The sequence below is a fragment of the Acidocella aromatica genome, assembly GCF_014201825.1.
Taxonomy (GTDB): domain Bacteria; phylum Pseudomonadota; class Alphaproteobacteria; order Acetobacterales; family Acetobacteraceae; genus Acidocella; species Acidocella aromatica.
In genome coordinates, this window is sequence record NZ_JACHFJ010000001.1 from 26,516 (window position 1) to 44,158 (window position 17,643).

Genomic DNA, 17,643 nt, shown 5'->3' on the forward strand with positions numbered 1-17,643 from the left:
GAAAAGCGCCGTGCACACTCTATACGCCCTTACGCAGCAAACCGCAAACAATATTACGGGGCAAATGGCAGCTTGGCCTGAATCTGTTCGGCGCTCGGCAGATCGGCGGCCGAGAACCCGCCGCCCAGGTCCTGAAACAGCGCCACGCTGGCCAGCAAACGGTTCTGCTGGATGGCGAGCTGGCTCTGCTGGTCCTGCAACAGCGTCACCTGCGCCTGCACCACGGTGGTGTAGGCCACGGTGCCAGCCTTGTATTCGTTAAGGGCAATCTGCACGGCGCGGGCGGCATCGGCCACGGCCTGTTCCTGCACCGCCGCCTGCTGCTCGTAGATCGTCAGGTTGGAGAGGTCGTTCTCCACACCCTGGAAGGCGTTCAGCACGGTCTGCCGGTAGGTCTCCACGCTCTGGTCATAGGCGTATTCGGCGGCCTTCACGTCGGCGGCGCGAATGCCGCCTTCGAACACCGTCTCGGAGACATCGGCGCCCAACGACCACAGCGCGCTGGACGTGTCGAACAGCCCCGTGATGGGGTTGGCGGCATAGCCGCCGAGGGCTGAAAGGGTGATGTCCGGGTAATAGGCGCCGACCTGCACGCCGATCAGCGCATTCTCCTCGGCCATGGTGCGCTCGGCCGCGGCGATATCCGGGCGGCGTTCCAGCAACGTGCTCGGCACGCCGGGCGGGGTGACGGGCACGTTGGCGATCTGGCCTCCCGCCGGAATGGAAAGCTCGGCCGGGGCATGGCCCGTGAGCACGGCGATGGCGTGCTCATACTGCGCCCGCGCCGCCCCGGCATTGATGAGCTGGGACTGCGCGCCCTCCAGCGCGGTGCGGGCGGTAAGCACGTCCGACGGCGCTGCCGTGCCTGCCGCCGCCTGATTCTCGGTGATTCGCAGGCTGCGCTGATAGGCCGTGACCGTCTGCTGGTACAAGACGATGGCGGCATCGGCGGCGCGGAGATCGACATAGTCGGCGGCCAGCGCCGCCTGAACGCTCAGCGTGGCATTGGCGAGGTCGGCGGCGCTCACCTGGGCGGCGGCAACATCGCCCTGCACTTGGCGGCGGATCTTGCCCCAGATGTCGATGGTCCAGGAGGCGCTGCCCTCGAACGTGCCGGAGGTGCTGGGGCCAACACCGCTGGAGCCGAACTGGCGCGTGGCGCTGCCGGTGAGGCCCAGGCTGGGAAAGAGGCTGCCGCGCTCGGCCTGGACGATCTGAATGGCCTGTTGATAGGCGAAATAATCCGCCTTGAGCGTGGCGTTGTTCACCGCCACCTGCGGTTCCAGCTGGTTCAGCACCGGATCGTTGAACACGCCCCACCATGCGCCCTTCGGCGCGCCGTCCTCGGGCTTTGCAGCCACCCAGCCGGGGGCGGTCTTGTAGGCGGTGGGCACCGGCAGCGCGGGCTTGTGGTAATCGGGCCCCACCATGCAGCCGGTCAGGGCCAATGCCCCCAGCACGCTCAACCACTTCATAACGCCTCCACAATACCGCCCTTGCGCGGCGCCGCCTTGTCCTGCCCACCGCGCAGCTTCATCGCGAGCCGTTCCAGCCACAGATACACCACCGGCGTGGTGTAGAGCGTGAGAGCCTGGCTCACGACCAGCCCGCCGATGATGGTAAGCCCCAGCGGCTGGCGCAGACTTGCCCCCTGCCCCAGCCCGATGGCCAACGGCAGCGCCCCCAGAATGGCGGCGAAGGTTGTCATGAGAATCGGCCGCAGGCGCAGGCTGGCGGCGCGGAAGATCGCCTCCTCCGGCGCCAGCCCCTCGCCTCGCTCCAGCTGGATGGCGAAGTCGATCATCAGGATCGCGTTCTTCTTGACGATGCCGATGAGCAGGATGACGCCGATGAGCGCGATGATGGTGAGCGGCGTGTTGAGCATGAGCAGGAACAGCGTGGCGCCCACTCCCGCCGAGGGGATGGTGGAAAGAATGGTGATCGGGTGGATCGTGCTCTCGTAGAGAATACCGAGCACGATATAGACCGTGGCGATAGCCGCCAGAATGAGCAGCGGCTCGGAGGCCGATGAAGACTGGAACGCGGCGGCGGTACCGGCGAAGCTGCCGGTAATCGTCAGCGGCACGTCGAGCTTGGCCATGGTGCTCTCGATGGCCGCGGCAGCGGTGCCGAGCGCAACACCCTGCGGCAGGGAGAAGGAGATGGTGGCGGCCACGCGCCCGCTCTGGTGGTTCACGGAGATTGGCGTGGTGCCGGGGCTGATCGTGGCGATGGCGGAGAGCGGCACCATGGTCTCGCTGTTGGTGCTCACCGCCGCGCCCGAGGACGCGCCGCCCCCGGTGCTGGTAGCGACGGAGTTGATCGCCGCGTTGGTCGCGGAATCCAGCGCGACGGTGGAGGTGGTGTTGGTGGTTTTGGTGTTCGTCACCACCGCGCCGGCGGCCAGCTGGCTGGAGGATGTGCCGCTCGCCTTGCCACCCGAGGTGCTGATGTAAATCCGCGCCAGATCCTGCGGTGTCTGCTGGTATTTCGGCGCCAACTCCATCACCACCTTGTATTGGTTCAGCTCGTTATAGATGGTGGAGACACCGCGCTGGCCGAAGGCGTCGTAGAGCGTGTTGTCGATCTCGCTGGGGGTGATGTTGAGCCGTGCCGCCATGGGGCGGTTGATGTGGATATCCGTCTCCAGCCCGCCTTGCTGCATGTCGGAGTTCACGTCCACCAGCCGCTTGTCCTGCTTCAGCGCGGCCACGATCTTTGGCACCCAGGCGTAGAGAGCCGCCGCGTCGTCGCTTTGCAGCGTGTACTGATATTCGGCATTGCCCTGCCGCCCGCCAACTCGCAGATCCTGCGCCGGAACCAGGTAGATTTGCGCACCGGGCACCTGCCCAAGCGGACGGCGCAGCCGCGCCACAATCTGCGTGGCGCTGACATGGCGCTGGGCCATTGGCTTCAGCGTAATGAACAGCATCCCGGTATTGGTGGTCCGCCCGCCGGTGAAGCCCGCGACGGATTCCACCCCCGGGTCCTTCTGCACGATGGTCTGCAGTTGCAGCAGCTTCTGCTTCATCGCGGCGAAGGAGATGGACTGGTCCGCCTGCACTTGGCCCATGATCAGCCCGGTATCCTGCTCGGGGAAGAAGCCCTTCGGCACCACCACGAACAGCACCACGTTAAGCACCACGGTAAGGATCAGCCCAAAGCCCACCAGCTTGGCATGGCGCAGCGCCCAGCGCAGCGAGTCCTCATACGCCGCGCGCGTGGCGACGAAACCGCGCTCCAGCGCCGTGAGGATGCAGCCCTCGGATTTCGCGGTTTCCTGGCGCAGCAGCAGGGCGCAGAGCATGGGCGTGGTGGTGAGCGAAACCAGCAGCGAGATGACGATGGTGAGCGACAGCGTCTCGGCGAATTCCTGGAACAATTTGCCCAGCAGGCCGGGCATCATCAGAATCGGCAGGAATACCGCGATCAGCGAGGCGCTCATCGAGAGTACGGTGAACCCCACCTCCGCCCCCCCCGCGTAGGGCGGCGTTCAGCGGGTCCATCCCGTCCTCCAGATGCCGTATGGTGTTCTCCGTCACCACCACCGCGTCGTCCACCACGAAACCGGTCGCAATGGTGAGCGCCATGAGCGAGAGGTTATCCACCGAGAAACCGAGCAGATACATCGGCCCGAACGTGCCGAGGATGGAGACCGGCACGGCAAGGCCAGGGATGAGCGTGGCGCGCGGCGAGCGCAGGAAGACGAACACCACCCCCACCACCAGCAGCACGGCGATGAACAGCGTGCGCTCGGTATCGTCCAACGCCGCGCGGATGGACTGCGAACGGTCCATGGCCACGCCGAAATTGATCGCTGGCGGCAAGGCGGCGCGCAGCTGCGGCAGCAGGGCTTTGATCTTGTCCACCGTGCGAATCACATTCGCCGTGGGGCTGGGATGGATGATGACCAGCACCGCGCGTTTGCCGTTATAATAGCCGGCATTCTGCAAGTTCTCGACAGAGTTCTCGACATCCGAGACATCGGAGAGCCGTACCGCCTGGCCGTTGCGGTAGGCGATGACCAGATCTTGGTACTGCGCGGCGAGCTTGGCCTGGTCGTTGGTGTAGAGCTGGTAGCGGGTGGAGCCGATGTCAAAATAGCCCTTCGGCGAATTGGCATTGGCCGCGGCCAGGGCGGCGCGCACATCCTCCAGCCCGATGCCGTATTTGGCCAGCGGACCAGGCTGCAACTCCACACGCACGGCGGGCAGCGCCGCACCGCCGAGCTCCACGTTGCCCACCCCCTCGATCTGCGAGAATTGCTGGGCCAGCACGGTGTCAGCAGAATCGTAAAGCTGACCGGGCGTCATCGTGTCCGAGGTCATGGCCAGCACGAGGACCGGCGCATCCGCCGGGTTGAATTTCTCGTAGCTGGGGTTGGCGCGCAATGTTGTCGGCAGATCCGCGCGCGCGGCCTGGATCGCGGCTTCCACGTCGCGCGCCGCGCCGTCGATATCGCGGTCCAGCCCGAATTGCAGCGTGATGCGGGTGACGCCGATGCCCGATTGCGAGGTCATCTCGGTAACGTCGGCGATGGTGCCCAGATGCCGCTCCAGCGGCTCGGCCACCGTGGCGGCCATCGTCTCCGGGCTGGCGCCGGCCATGTTGGCCTGCACCTGGATGGTGGGAAAGGCGATCTGCGGCAGCGGGGCCACCGGCATCTTCAGGAAGCCGAGAATACCCGAAAGCGCGATCCCGATTGTGAGAAGGATCGTCGCCACCGGGCGGCGGATAAAGATGCCGGGGATGTTCATGCCCCGGCGCTCCCCAGGCGCAGACCGGAGCGGCGGGCCAGAGCGTCGAACGCCAGATAGATGACCGGGGTGGTGAACAGCGTGAGCACCTGACTCACCAGCAGCCCGCCGACAATAGCCATGCCCAGCGGCGTGCGCAGCTCCGAGCCCATGCCGCCGCCAAAGATAAGCGGCAGGCCGGAGAACATGGCGGCGAGCGTGGTCATCAGGATCGGGCGGAAGCGCAGCAGCGCGGCTTCGTAGATGGCATCGCGCGGGGATTTGCCCTCAACGCGCTCGGCGTGCAGCGCGAAGTCGATCATCATGATCGCGTTTTTCTTGACGATGCCGATGAGCAGCACGATGCCGATGATGCCGATGACGTCCAGCCCCTCGCCCGAGAGCCAAAGGAAGATGAGCGCGCCGATGCCCGCCGATGGCAAGGTGGAGAGGATCGTCACCGGGTGGATGAAACTCTCATACAGCACGCCAAGCACGATATAGACAGCGATGATCGCCGCGATGAGCAGAAACACTTCGTTGCTCAGCGCGTTCTGGAACGCCGCCGCCGCGCCCAGGAAGCTCGTCCGCATGGAGGCCGGGAGGCTGAGCGAGGCCTCGGCTTGCTGAATCGCCTTCACCGCCCCGCCAAGCGAGGCACCGGGCGCGAGGTTGAACGAAATGGTGGTGGCCGGAAACTGGCCCAGATGCTCAACCAGCAGCGGCGCGGACTGAACGGTGAAGCTGGCGATGGCGGAAAGCGGCACCTGCCCGCCCGAGGCGGCGGAGGATGGCAGGTAGATATTCCCAAGCGAGGCGGCCGAGGTCATCTTCGCCGGGTCCACGGTCATGATCACACGGTACTGGTCAGTCTGCGTGAAAATGGTGGAGATGATGCGCTGGCCGAAGGAGTCGTAGAGCGCGGCGTCCACCGTCGCCGGGGTGATGCCGAAGCGCGCGGCGCTTGTGCGGTCGATATTCACGTACACGGATTGCCCAGCCGCCTGCAGCCCGTCGGCAACGCCCGTCAGCTCCGGCAGCGCCTGGAGCTTGGCCATGAGCTTGGGCACATAGGTTTGCAGATCGGCCTGGGCAGCTCCCTCCAGCGCGAACTGGTACTGCGTGGGCGAGATCGTGGTGTTGAGCGTGAGGCTCTGCACCGGTTGGAAATACAGCGCCACGCCCGGCACGCCCGCAACCTCCTGGCTCAGCCGGGGGATCATTCCCGCGGCGGAGAGGCTTCGCTGGCTCTTGGGCTTCAAGTTGATGAGGAACCGCCCCTGGTTGAGCGTGGTGTTACTGCCGTCGATGCCGATATAAGAGGTCAGGCTGACAACATCCTTGTCCTTCAATATCGCGTCGGCCAGGGCTTGCTGGTGTTCGGCCATGGCGGCGTAGGAGGTGCCCTGCGACGCCTGGGAGAAGCCCTCGATGACGCCCGTATCCTGCACCGGGAAGAAGCCCTTGGGGATGAACACGTAGAGCAGCACGGTGAGTACCAGCGTACCCACCGCCACGACCAGCGTGAGCCGTGCATGTTTCAGCACCCAGGTGAGCGCGTACCCATAAGCCGCCAGCAGGCGCTCGAACTGCTTTTCGTTCCAGCGCTCGAAGCGGTTCGGATGTTCCTCGGCCTTGGCGTGCAGCAGGCGTGAACACAGCATCGGCACCAGGGTCAGCGAGACCACCGCCGAGATGATGATGGTGAAGGCCAAAGTCACCGCGAATTCGGAGAACAGCCGCCCGACAACATCACCCATGAACAGCAGAGGGATCAGCACCGCGATGAGCGACACGGTGAGCGAGATGATGGTGAAGCCAATCTGCCCCGCGCCCTTGAGCGCCGCATCGAGTGGCTTCTCGCCCATCTCCAGATAACGGGCGATGTTCTCGATCATCACGATGGAGTCATCGACGACGAAGCCCGTGGCGATGATCAGCGCCATGATCGAGAGATTGTCGATGGAGAAGCCGGAAAGATACATGAAGGCCAGCGCGCCGATGAGCGAAACCGGCACCGAAATGCTGGGGATGATGGTCGCGCGCATGTTGCGCAGGAACACGAAGATGACGGCGACCACGAGCAGGATGGAGAGCGCCAGCTCGAACCCGGCATCGGAGACGGAGGCGCGGATGGAGCTGGTGCCGTCGCTCATCACGGCGACCTGCATAGCCGCCGGCAGCCCGGCGGTGAGCATGGGCAGCGCGCTCTTGATGGCATCGACCGTGGCGATGACATTGGCATTGGGCTGGCGCTGGATGTTGAGCACAATGGCGGGCGTGCGATTGGCCCAAGCGCCCAGCTCCGCATCCTGCGGCGCGGAGATGATCTTCGCCACGTCCCCAAGATAGACCGGGTTGCCATTCTTGTAGGCGATCACCAGCCGCGTATATTCGCTGGCCTCGGTGATCTGGTCGTTGGCGTTGATGGTGAAATTCTGCTTCGGGCCGGAGAAGCTGCCTTTGGGCGAATTGACGTTGAGATTGCCGATATCGGTGCGGATATTGTCAATCGAGATGCCATATGCGGCGAGCGCCTGCGGGTTCACCTCCACCCGCACGGAGGGCACGTTGCCGCCGCTCACCGTGACCAAGCCGACGCCAGGAATTTCCGACAGCTTAGAGGCAAGCCGCGAATTGGCGATGGTCTCGACATCGGTGAGGTTCATCGTCTTGGAGGTGATGGCAAGCGTCATCACCGGCGCGTCGGCGGGGTTCACCTTGGCGTAAACGGGCGGGGCTGGAAGGTCGGAGGGCAGCAGATTTCCCGCCGCGTTGATGGCCGCCTGCACCTCCTGCTCGGCCACGTCCAGGCTGAGGGAGAGATCGAACTGCAAGGTGATGACCGACGCCCCCGCCGAGCTGGAGGAAGACATCTGGTTCAGCCCCGTCATCTCGCCGAGCTGGCGTTCCAGCGGCGCGGTGACGGCGGAGGTCATCACCTCCGGGGAGGCGCCGGGGTAGAAGGTCTGCACCTGGATGGTGGGGTAGGTCACATCCGGCAGCGCCGAGACGGGCAGGTATTTGAACGCCACCAACCCGACCAGCACGAAGGCGATCATCAGCAGCGAAGTCGCGACCGGCCGGAGGATGAAAAGCTTGGACGGATTCACTGCGCGGCGGCGGTATGGTGGCGATGGCGCTGCGCTGCCGGGCTATCCGCCGAGGCCACGGCCGTGGTGTTGGCGACCTGCACCTTCATGCCATCCGAGAGGCGGTCCACACCATCCGTCACCACCACATCACCGGCGGATAGGCCCTTGGTGATGACGGTGTTGGTGCCATCCGTGGGCCCGGTGGTGACGGGCTGCACACGCACCGTGTTGTCCGGCTGTACCAGGTACACGTAAGTGCCGGGCGCGCCGGTCTGCACCGCCTGGGTTGGCACCAGCGTGGCGTTCTGGAGCGTGTTCACCAATAGATGCACGTTCACGAACTCATTGGGAAACAGCGCTCCGTCGGCGTTGGGAAAATCGGCGCGCAGCTTGACCATGCCGGTGGAGGTGTCGATCTGGCTGTCCACGGCGGAGAGTGTGCCATCCTCCAGCTTGGTCGTGTCGTCGCTGGAATAGGCGGTTGCCGGGAGCTGCGCCCCCTGCCCCAGCCGGGTGAGCACGGGTGCCAGATCGGTTTGCGAGACCGAGAAAATGACCGTGGTTGGCGAGATGCTGGTGACCACGGCAAGGCCGGTGGAGCTGCCGGAGGTGACGTAGTTGCCGATATCGACGAGGCGCAGGCCGACACGGCCGGTGATCGGCGAGGTGATGTGGCAATAAACGAGGTCCAGCTTGGCGCTGTCGATATTCGCCTGGTCGGATTTCGTGGCGGCCTCATCCTGCGCCACCAGGAATTGCTGGTCCGCCACCTGCTGCGCCGAGATGCTGTCCTGCGCCGCCAGCTTCTGATAGCGCGCAAGGTCGGAACGAGCCTGGGCCAGGGCTGCGCTGTCCTTGGCCAAGGCGGCCTGGTACTGCTCAAGCTGGATCTGGTAGGGGCGCGGGTCAATCTGGACCAGGAACTGCCCGGCGGTGACACTTTGCCCCTCGGTGAAGGCAACCTGGGTGATGTAGCCGCTGATCTGCGGCAGCACGGTCACGGTGGTGATGGGGGTGACGGTGCCAAGCTCGTCCAGCACCTCCGGCATGGAGCCGGAAACCGCCTTGGCCACGCCAACGGCAACTCCGCCACCGCCATGAGCCTGCGGCGCCGTGCCGCTATGCCGCCACCAGACAAACAGCCCCAGAATCAGCGCAAGCGCCACGAAAACCCAGCGTTTTCTGAACCGTCTGCGCTGCCCGCCCGCCTCTGCCACGCTCTTTGTCTCCCCATAAACCGGCCATGCCTATAGCCTTTTATGGATTGGATGTCCCGGTCACCCGGTTACCTGTTAATGACAAAGAGTAACCCCGTCGCTCGTCAAGCGGCGGTAATTTTTTCCTGCCCGCCCATATAGGGGCGCAGCGCAGCCGGGATGGTGATGGAGCCGTCCTCGTTCTGGTAGTTCTCCAGCACCGCGATGAGGGCGCGCCCCACCGCCACGCCCGAGCCGTTGAGCGTATGCACAAAATCCGGCTTGGCCTCGCCCGCGCGGTAGCGGGCGTTCATGCGCCGGGCCTGGAAGGCGCGGGTGTTGGAGCAGGAGGAAATCTCGCGATACGTCTCCTGCCCCGGCACCCAAACCTCGAGGTCATAGGTCTTGACGGCGGAGAAGCCGGTATCGCCCGCACAGAGCAGCATGCGCCGATAGGGCAGTTCGAGGCGTTCCAGGATCGTCTCAGCCGCGCGGGTCATGCGCTCATGCTCGGCCCCGGACTCCTCGGGCTTGGTGATGCTGACCAGTTCCACCTTGTGGAACTGGTGCTGGCGCAGCATGCCGCGCACGTCGCGCCCGGCGGACCCAGCCTCGGAACGGAAGCAGGGAGTGAGTGCGGTCAGGCGCATAGGCAGCTTGGCGGCGGGCAGGATTTCACCAGCGGCGAGGTTGGTGAGCGAGACTTCCGCGGTGGGGATGAGCCAGCGGCCATCTGTGGTCTGGAACAGATCCTCGGCGAATTTGGGTAGCTGGCCGGTGCCGAACATGGTGGCGTCGTTCACCAGCAGGGGCACGGTGGTCTCGGAATAGCCGTGCTCGGTGGTGTGGACATCGAGCATGAACTGCCCCAGCGCGCGTTCCAGCCGCGCCAGAGCGCCCTTGAGCACTGTGAAGCGCGCGCCCGCGAGCTTGGCCGCACCGGAGAAATCCATCAGCCCCAGGGCTTCGCCAAGCTCGAAATGCTGCTTCACGGGGAAGGCGAAATCGCGCTTCTCGCCCCAGTGCTTAAGCATCTTGTTGTCGGCCTCATCCCTGCCCTCGGGCACGGCGGCGTCGAGCAGGTTGGGGATCTTGGAGAGCATGTCTCGCAGCAGGGCATCGAGGCGCGGGCCTTCGGCGTCCAGTGCCTCCATCTCGGCGCGGATCTTCGCCCCCTCGGCTTCCAACTCGGCCGTGTCGGCCTTGGCGCGCTTGGCCTCGCCAATGCGCTTGGCCAGGGCGTTGCGGCTGGCCTGCAATTCCTGCTGCTTTGCCAGGGCGGCGCGGCGCTGTTCGTCCAGCTCCAGCAGCTCCTTGGAGACCGGCAGGATGCCGCGGTGGGCGAGCCCGACATCGAACCCGGCGGCATCGTCACGAATTGTCTTTATGTCATGCATTGTCAGCGTCCATCTTTGGCTCGACCAACTTCACCGAGAAGACCGAGATTTCGAACAGGAAGATCAGCAGGCCAGCCATCAGCACCTGGGAGGGCACATCCGGCGGGGCCATGATTGCGGCGAGGATGAAGCAGCCCACATAGGCGTAGCGGCGGTATTTGCGTAAAGCGGCGGCGTTGATGATGCCGACCTTGCCGAGTAGCGTGAGCAGCACCGGCAGCTCGAACGACAGCCCGAAGGCGAAGATCAGCTTCATCACGATGTCCAGGTAATCGCTCACCCGGGCCATCAGCGAGATTTCCACCCCGCCCGTCATCTGCTGGAAAGAGAGGAAGAATTTCCAGGCCACGGGAAAGAACACGTAATAGGCCAGCGCCCCGCCCGCGAAAAACAGGATCGGCGTGACGACAAGGAACGGCAGCAGGGCCCGCTTCTCGCGTTTATACAGCCCCGGCGCGATGAACAGCCAAAGCTGCGAGGCGACCACGGGGAACGAGATGAACGCGGCGGCGAAGACAGAGACCTTCACATAGGTGAAAAATGCTTCGTACAGCGCGGTGTAGATCAACTCCGGCTTCTCGCCCCTGGCTTCAAGCGCATGGGCCAGAGGGGCGGCGAGGAACTCGTAGATCTTGGGCGCGAAATGGTAGCAAACGAGGAAAGCCACGATGAAGGCCAGCGCCGACCAGATCAGCCGGCGGCGCAGTTCGGCCAGATGCTCCAGCAGAGGCATTTCCTTATCGTTGATTTCGTCGTTATCCGGCTTGGCGTCGGCCATCACTTAAAATCCCCAGCGCTTGGTACCGGGCGGAATGAAGCCCGGCACGGGCGGTTTACGGGCGGCATCGGGCGGGATGAAATCCGGCGCCTCGGGCGGCTCCTCCACCACCACGGGCGGCGGAGTGTAGGCCGGCGTGGCCGTGGTGGCCGCCTGAGTGGCCTGCCTCACCTCGCTCACGGTCTGGCGCAGCGCGCCATCCGGGTCCACGGCCTGCTCGGCGGCGGTTTTGAAGTCGAAGCGGCGGAGCTTGTCGATCTCGGTCTTCACGTCCGAGAGATTGGCCTCGCGCATCATCTCATCGACATGGCCCTGGAACTCGGCGGCCATGCCGCGGGCCTTCTTGATGAAGCCGGTAACGGTGCGGATGGCGACAGGCAGATCCTTCGGCCCGATGGCGATAAGCGCCACAGCCAGGATCAATGCGATCTCACCCCAGGACAATCCGAACATGGCGGTGTGCTAGCAGGCTCTAGCGTTTCGGCAAAGCTGCGGCGATGCGGGTGAGCCCCATATCGCGCACGCCGAGCTGGCGCAGATGCGCGATGGTGTTCTCCAGATACTCGCGGCAGGTGCCTAAATCGCCCTTGGCGGTGTCGATGATGGCGGCAATCTGCTCCACGGTCAGCTCGCGCGTATAACGCGGATGTGCATGGTTGATGACAAAGGTGAGCGCACGGAAGCTCTCCCCACCAGCCTGCAACGTGACCCAGCGGGAATTGTAGGACCCGCCATACATCTCACGCTGCCAGAGCAACCCCAGCTCCTGCGGCACTTTCGCCGCCTCGATGCGGAAGGCCACCCCCCGGCAGGCCCCGCCCCGGTCCAGCGCCAACATCAGCCCCGGATTTTCCGGCGTGCCACGCCCCATATACATCTTCAGGCAAAAGCGCCGGTGCCAGCCGCGCAGCAGGGCGCAGCGCCTCTCCACGAACTCAAAGGCTGGGTTCCAGATGAGCGAGCCGTAGCCGAACACCCAGAGATCCTGCCCCTCCCCCAACTCGGCCAGGGCCTGATGCAGCAGCCGGGCCATCTCGGCCTCGGTGCGCCAGTGCATATCCGGATGGGTGCTGGCATGGTGGCGCTGCATCTCCCGCACGGTGCCGTTGAGCAGCGTTTCCCGGGTGATGCGCAGGGTCATGGAGCTTCGTCTCGCGCCTCGGGCAGAAACACCGAGGCCGGTTGCGGCGCGGGGGCCGGCCCCGCGGGATCGATGAGCAGCTCCTCGCGCTTGGGCAAATCGCGCAAATCGTTCAGCCCAAACTGCGCCAGAAAGGCTGGGGTGGTGGCCCAGAGCGTGGGGCGTCCCGGCGTCTCCTTGCGGCCCTTGGGCGTGACCAGCGCATTCTCCAGCAACAGGTCCAGCGTCGCCTGGGAGAGCGCGGCGCCACGGATTTCCTCGATCTCGGTGCGGGTGACCGGCTGGTGGTAGGCGATGATCGCCAAAGTCTCCATGGCCACGCGCGGCAGGCGGCGCGGCAGTTCCACCACCTTGCGCAAATGTGGTGCAATGTCGGGCGCGGTGCGGAACTGCCAGCCGCCGCCCACCTGCACCAGATTTACCCCGCGCTCGGCGTAGGCCGTGGTGAGCGCGCCCATCACGGCGTCCACATCGGTGTTCTCGGGCAGGATCGTGGCCAGCATGCGCGGCGTGACCGGCTGGGTGGCGGCAAATACCGCCGCTTCCGCCACGCGCAGGGCCTGGATCATGTCGTTACTCATCGCCTGCCTCAAGCTCCGTCCGGTTGCTAACCAGAATCGGGCCGAATTTCCGGTCCTGGCGCAGATTCAAGCGGCCATCTTTGGCCATTTCCAAGCCCGCAATCAAGGTTGCTGCGATGGCGGCGCGTTTGGGGATGCCTTCTTCCAGCCCCTCGGGCAGGAATTGCTCCAGCGAGGCCCAGTCCGGCAACGCACCGAGCAGCTTGCCGATACGGTCCAACGCCTCACGCACAGAGAGATAGACCATCGGCTTGGGCCGGTAGCGCTGCTTGGCCCCGGCACGGCGGCGCGCGGCCAGATAGGCAGAGAGCAGGCCGGCGAGGTCGAGCTTGAGCTTGGAGCGGTCGGTCTCGGTAAAATCCTCCGGCTCGCCACGCGGGAATACGTCCCACCCCAGTTGCGGGCGCTGGCCCAGCCAAGCGGCGGCCTGACGCGTGGCTTGCAAGTCGATAAGCCGGGCGGCAAGCGTCTCGGCGGCCAACTCCACATCCTCGGGTTCGCCGAGCTGCGGCACCAGTAGGCGGGATTTCAACCAAGTGAGCCAAGCCGCCATCACCAGCCAATCGGCGGCCAGCTCCAGGCGGACGCGCCGCGCGCCCTCGATGACCGCCAGGAACTGCTCGACCAGTTGCAGGATGGAGATCTTGGCGATGTCCACCTTCTGCGTGCGGGCGAGTTCGAGCAGCAGGTCCAACGGGCCGTCATACCCCTCCAGATGCAGGACGAGGGCTTCAGTTTCCAACGTCGTTCCCCGTAAGCGCGAGGACCAAATGCTCGGCCCAGGGCAAAATCACGCTCATCGCGTCCTGGAACGGGTCGAAGGCGACGCCAAACTGCCCCAGCACGGCGGGCAGGATGAACAGCACCAGCAACACCAGCAGGATGCCCAGGCGCTCGGTACTGGCCAGCCGGATGGCCAAAGGCAGCGGCAACAGAGCCACGGCAACGCGCCCGCCATCCATGGGCGGTAGCGGGATGAGGTTGAACAGCCCCAGCACCAGATTGATCTCGATGAAATAGGCCAGATATTCCAGCCCCACCCCGCCATGAATGGCGAACCCGGCGGCGAGTGCGAGGGCAAAGTTCATCGCCGGGCCCGCGATGCCAACAACGCCCATCAGGCGGCGCGGGTTGTAGCGGCCCTTGATGTTGAGGTTCATCGGGTTGACCGGCACCGGTTTGGCCCAGCCATAGAGGAACTCAACATGACCGATGGTGGCAAGCTGCCCGAGGGCCAGCAGCAAAGGCAGGCCAATGGAGCCGAATGGGTCGATATGCTTGAGCGGGTTGAGGGTGAGCCGGTCGGCATTCTTGGCCGTATCGTCACCGAGCAGATGCGCGACATAGCCATGCGCCAGCTCGTGCAGGATGATCGCCGGAGCCAGCGCCAGCAGCAGAAGCATGGCGCCACTCATGCCAGGGCCTCCAGCACGGCGCGGTTGCCCTCCATGTCGCCGGGGCAATAGAGGGCGATGTCGCACCCCGCCGCCAGCGCGGCCAGCGCCCGCTCGGCCGGGGTGGCTCCAGAAAGCGCGCCCATGGCCAGATCGTCCGACACCAGCGTGCCGGTAAAGCCGATTTTGCCCCGGATGATCTCGCGGATGACGATGGGCGATAGCGTACCGGGGCGCGCGGGGTCGATGGATTCATAGACCACATGCGCGGTCATCGCCCAAGGCAAATGCTTGTTGCGGATGAAGGGCAGCAGGTCGTCGTTGGTCAGTTCAGGCACGCGGGGCAGCGAGACGTGGCTGTCCACCAGCGCGCGGCCATGGCCGGGGATGTGCTTCATCACCGGGGTGATGCCCTCGGCCATGATGCCCCGGGCGATCTCACCACCGAGCGCGGCCACGGTTTCGGGATCGCCGGTGATGGCGCGGTCGCCCACCACGTCCGACGCACCGGGGACACGTAGATCCAGCACCGGAGCGGCGGTCATGGTGAAGCCGGCCTCGCGCACCATAACGCCCAGGGCGCGGCCATGGGCGAAGGCTTCCTCCGCTGTGCGCAGGCTGCCTGCGGGGGGTAAAGCGGGCCAGTGCGGCGGCTTCAGTCGGGCCACGCGCCCGCCCTCCTGGTCCACCATCAGCACGGCCCCGGGCGGCAATGCTTCGCGCAGCTGGGCCATCAGCGTCGCGAGTTGAGCCGGGTCCACGATGTTACGGCCGAACAGGATTACACCGCGCGGGCGGTGCGCCAGGAACAGATCGCGCTCTTCCGGCATCAGCGCCGGGCCGGAAATGCCGAGAATGACAGGCTTCATCAGAACGCCGCCACCGCGCATTGCGCGCCCTTGGCGGTGAGCTGGGCACAGAAGGATTTCGCCTCGTCAGCGCTGGCAAAACCGCTGACGCGCAGGCGCCAAACGCTCTTGCCGTTCACCACGGCGGGAATGATCACGGGCTTCTTGTTCCCCAACAAATCCGGGTACTTCCTTTGCAGACTGGCCCAAGTGGCGGCGGCGCTGGGCTCGTCCGGCGTGGCGGCAAGCTGCACATCGGCGGGGCCGCCGGGCTTGGCGGGCGCGGGTACCGGGGGGCTGGCGGCCTGAGGGGCCGGGGTGGGTGCCGCGGCTGTAGGCCGCACCGGGGCTGACGGAGCGGGTTGCGGCGGCTGGTTCAGCCCGGCGGCCTGGTCCAGCTCGGCCACGGCGGGAGCCTGGGATGTTGGGGCCAGCTGTGGCGTACCCTGCGGCGCAGTCTGGCCGGACATGATGGGCACATCCGCCCCTGGCACCTCGAGCCCGCCTGGGCTCTGCGGTGCCACGCGCAGGGGCACATCCGGCGGATTGACCACAGGCGGCGGGCCGAACCCGCCGGTGCGGAGGCCGCTCCAGCCCAGCGCCACGACGATGACGAGCAGCGTTACCCCGCCCGCCCCAAGCACCATGCGGCGCAAGGCGGGGTCGAGGCGCTCGCCCCTCTCCCGATGCGGCTGGTAGAGAAAATCGTCGTCCGGGTCCTGCAAGCCTATCTCATCTCCTCGACCGGCTTCACGCCAAGCACGGCAAGACCCGAGCGAAGCACGATCGCCGTGGCGGCGACAAGCGCGATGCGCGCTGCGGTCTCGGTGGGCTTGTCCTCCTGCAGAAAGCGCAAGGCGGCATTGTCACGCCCGGCATTCCACAGCGCATGGAAATCACCCGCCAGCTCGTAGAGGAAGAAGGCCACGCGGTGCGGCTCGCGCGACTCGGCGGCCTGCTCGACCAGACGCGGCCACGTAATGAGGCGGCGGAGCATGGCCTGCTCCTCGGGCGCGCTGAGGCTGGAGAGATCGGCCGCCGGATTCACCCCGGAGGCCGCGCGCAGCACCGAGCGGCAGCGGGCATGGGCGTATTGCACATAGAACACCGGGTTGTCGCGCGTCTGCGCCACGGCGGCGTTAAGGTCGAAATCCATCTGCGCATCGGATTTGCGCATCAGCATGAGGAAGCGCACGGCATCCGAGCCGACCTCGTCGATCAGGTCGCGCAGTTCCACGAAGGTGCCCGCGCGCTTGCTCATGCGCACCGGCTCGCCATTCTTCATCACGCGCACGATCTGGCAGAGTAGCACGTCCAGCCGGGCCGGGCGGCCATCGGCCAGGGCTTTCACCGCCGCCTGCATGCGCCGCACATAGCCGCCATGGTCCGCACCCCAGACATCGATCATGGCGTTGAAGCCGCGTGCCATCTTGTCGGCGTGATAGGCGATATCGTTGGCGAAATAGGTGTAGGAGCCGTCGGATTTGGCGATGGGGCGGTCCACGTCGTCGCCAAATTCGGTGGCGCGGAACAGCTCCTGCTCGCGCGGCTCCCAATCGTCCGGGGTCTTGCCCTTGGGCGGCTCCAGCACGCCGCGATAGATCAGCCCCTGGTCGCGCAGGGATTGCAGCCCGCGCGCCACGCCACCGGCTTCCACCAGCGCGCGCTCGGAGGAGAATACGTCATGCACCACGCCCAGGGCGGCGAGATCCTCGCGGATCAGGTCCATCATCCGGTCCACGGCGAAGTCGCGGAAGGTGTCGAGCCAGTTGGCCTCGGGGGTTTCGGCGAACTGGTCGCCGTACTGCTTGGCCAGCGCCTCGCCGATGGGGATGAGATACGCCCCGCCATACTGCATGCCGCCTGGCACGGTCTCGATATAGGCTTCCGGCGAAAGCTTCAGCGCCTCAAGGTAGCGGACATAGACCGAGCGGGCCAAGGCCAGCACCTGCGCGCCGGCGTCGTTGATGTAATATTCCTTGGTGACGTCATACCCCGCCTTGGACAGCAGGTTGGAAAGAGCATCGCCCACCACGGCACCGCGGCAATGGCCAACATGCAGCGGCCCGGTGGGGTTGGCGGAGACGTACTCAACGTTGATCTTGTGGTCACGCGCGGCGCCCTGACCATAAGCCTCACCGGCTTTGAGAATGACGGGCAGCTGCGACAGCAGCAGTTCCGGGGCCAGGGTCAGGTTGACGAAGCCCGGCCCGGCGGCCTCGGCCTTGGCGATGCCCGGCTGCGCGGAAAGCCTCTCGACTAGCCCAGCCGCCAGCTCGCGCGGGTTCTTGCCTGCGGGCTTGGCCGCGATCATGGCCGCGTTGCTCGCCATATCGCCATGCGCGGGGTCCTTTGTCGGGGTCACCTCGATTCGGGCCAGCACATCCTCGGCCAAGCTGGGGGCCAGCTCGGCCAGCTCACGCAGGACAATGCCGCGCAGGGCGGCGTAAAGATTCTCTTCGCTCATGATCACGCTT

General features: G+C 65.6%; 13 protein-coding genes and 1 pseudogene. All 14 read right to left on the reverse strand.

Annotation, left to right across the window (positions count from 1 at the left end):
• Window positions 1–53 precede the first annotated feature (53 nt).
• Entirely contained in the window at window positions 54–1,475 is a 1,422-nt protein-coding gene (locus HNP71_RS00135) for an efflux transporter outer membrane subunit (RefSeq protein WP_183264834.1), read from the reverse strand.
• A pseudogene (locus tag HNP71_RS14390) lies at window positions 1,472–4,757 on the reverse strand (efflux RND transporter permease subunit). The gene HNP71_RS00135 and the pseudogene HNP71_RS14390 overlap by 4 nt, the downstream one beginning before the upstream one ends.
• Window positions 4,754–7,849, reverse strand: coding sequence for an efflux RND transporter permease subunit (locus HNP71_RS00145; protein ID WP_183264835.1), 3,096 nt, complete (start codon window positions 7,847–7,849; stop codon window positions 4,754–4,756). The pseudogene HNP71_RS14390 and the gene HNP71_RS00145 overlap by 4 nt, the downstream one beginning before the upstream one ends.
• Window positions 7,846–8,997, reverse strand: a complete 1,152-nt coding sequence (locus HNP71_RS00150) for an efflux RND transporter periplasmic adaptor subunit (protein ID WP_343062168.1) — start codon at window positions 8,995–8,997, stop codon at window positions 7,846–7,848. The genes HNP71_RS00145 and HNP71_RS00150 overlap by 4 nt, the downstream gene beginning before the upstream one ends.
• A 155-nt stretch (window positions 8,998–9,152) precedes the next feature.
• Window positions 9,153–10,424, reverse strand: coding sequence for a serine--tRNA ligase (serS, locus tag HNP71_RS00155; RefSeq protein WP_183264836.1), 1,272 nt, complete (start codon window positions 10,422–10,424; stop codon window positions 9,153–9,155).
• Entirely contained in the window at window positions 10,417–11,202 is a 786-nt protein-coding gene (tatC, locus tag HNP71_RS00160) for a twin-arginine translocase subunit TatC (RefSeq protein ID WP_246344002.1), read from the reverse strand. The genes serS and tatC overlap by 8 nt, the downstream gene beginning before the upstream one ends.
• 3 nt (window positions 11,203–11,205) lie before the next feature.
• Window positions 11,206–11,655, reverse strand: a complete 450-nt coding sequence (tatB, locus tag HNP71_RS00165) for a Sec-independent protein translocase protein TatB (RefSeq protein WP_183264837.1) — start codon at window positions 11,653–11,655, stop codon at window positions 11,206–11,208.
• A gap of 19 nt (window positions 11,656–11,674) precedes the next feature.
• Window positions 11,675–12,343, reverse strand: coding sequence for a gamma-glutamylcyclotransferase (locus HNP71_RS00170; RefSeq protein ID WP_183264838.1), 669 nt, complete (start codon window positions 12,341–12,343; stop codon window positions 11,675–11,677).
• A complete protein-coding gene (gene scpB, locus HNP71_RS00175; RefSeq protein WP_183264839.1) occupies window positions 12,340–12,924 on the reverse strand; it encodes an SMC-Scp complex subunit ScpB in 585 nt (194 codons plus the stop codon). The genes HNP71_RS00170 and scpB overlap by 4 nt, the downstream gene beginning before the upstream one ends.
• Window positions 12,917–13,666, reverse strand: coding sequence for a segregation and condensation protein A (locus tag HNP71_RS00180; RefSeq protein WP_183264840.1), 750 nt, complete (start codon window positions 13,664–13,666; stop codon window positions 12,917–12,919). The genes scpB and HNP71_RS00180 overlap by 8 nt, the downstream gene beginning before the upstream one ends.
• Window positions 13,656–14,339, reverse strand: coding sequence for a site-2 protease family protein (locus tag HNP71_RS00185; RefSeq protein WP_183264841.1), 684 nt, complete (start codon window positions 14,337–14,339; stop codon window positions 13,656–13,658). The genes HNP71_RS00180 and HNP71_RS00185 overlap by 11 nt, the downstream gene beginning before the upstream one ends.
• Window positions 14,336–15,187, reverse strand: a complete 852-nt coding sequence (gene nagZ / locus HNP71_RS00190) for a beta-N-acetylhexosaminidase (protein WP_183264842.1) — start codon at window positions 15,185–15,187, stop codon at window positions 14,336–14,338. The genes HNP71_RS00185 and nagZ overlap by 4 nt, the downstream gene beginning before the upstream one ends.
• Window positions 15,187–15,891, reverse strand: a complete 705-nt coding sequence (locus tag HNP71_RS00195; protein ID WP_183264843.1) for an SPOR domain-containing protein — start codon at window positions 15,889–15,891, stop codon at window positions 15,187–15,189. The genes nagZ and HNP71_RS00195 overlap by 1 nt, the downstream gene beginning before the upstream one ends.
• Window positions 15,892–15,893: 2 nt before the next feature.
• Window positions 15,894–17,633, reverse strand: coding sequence for an arginine--tRNA ligase (gene argS, locus HNP71_RS00200; RefSeq protein ID WP_183264844.1), 1,740 nt, complete (start codon window positions 17,631–17,633; stop codon window positions 15,894–15,896).
• Window positions 17,634–17,643: the final 10 nt, after the last annotated feature.

Excerpts from the sequence above, each read along its gene's own strand:
- HNP71_RS00135 (WP_183264834.1), bottom strand. The coding sequence starts at position 1,475 with ATGAAGTGGTTGAGCGTGCTGGGGGCATTGGCCCTGACCGGCTGCATG.
- serS (WP_183264836.1), bottom strand. The coding sequence starts at position 10,424 with ATGCATGACATAAAGACAATTCGTGACGATGCCGCCGGGTTCGATGTC.
- tatC (WP_246344002.1), bottom strand. The coding sequence starts at position 11,202 with ATGGCCGACGCCAAGCCGGATAACGACGAAATCAACGATAAGGAAATG.
- tatB (WP_183264837.1), bottom strand. The coding sequence starts at position 11,655 with ATGTTCGGATTGTCCTGGGGTGAGATCGCATTGATCCTGGCTGTGGCG.
- HNP71_RS00170 (WP_183264838.1), bottom strand. The coding sequence starts at position 12,343 with ATGACCCTGCGCATCACCCGGGAAACGCTGCTCAACGGCACCGTGCGG.
- scpB (WP_183264839.1), bottom strand. The coding sequence starts at position 12,924 with ATGAGTAACGACATGATCCAGGCCCTGCGCGTGGCGGAAGCGGCGGTA.
- HNP71_RS00185 (WP_183264841.1), bottom strand. The coding sequence starts at position 14,339 with ATGAGTGGCGCCATGCTTCTGCTGCTGGCGCTGGCTCCGGCGATCATC.
- nagZ (WP_183264842.1), bottom strand. The coding sequence starts at position 15,187 with ATGAAGCCTGTCATTCTCGGCATTTCCGGCCCGGCGCTGATGCCGGAA.
- argS (WP_183264844.1), bottom strand. The coding sequence starts at position 17,633 with ATGAGCGAAGAGAATCTTTACGCCGCCCTGCGCGGCATTGTCCTGCGT.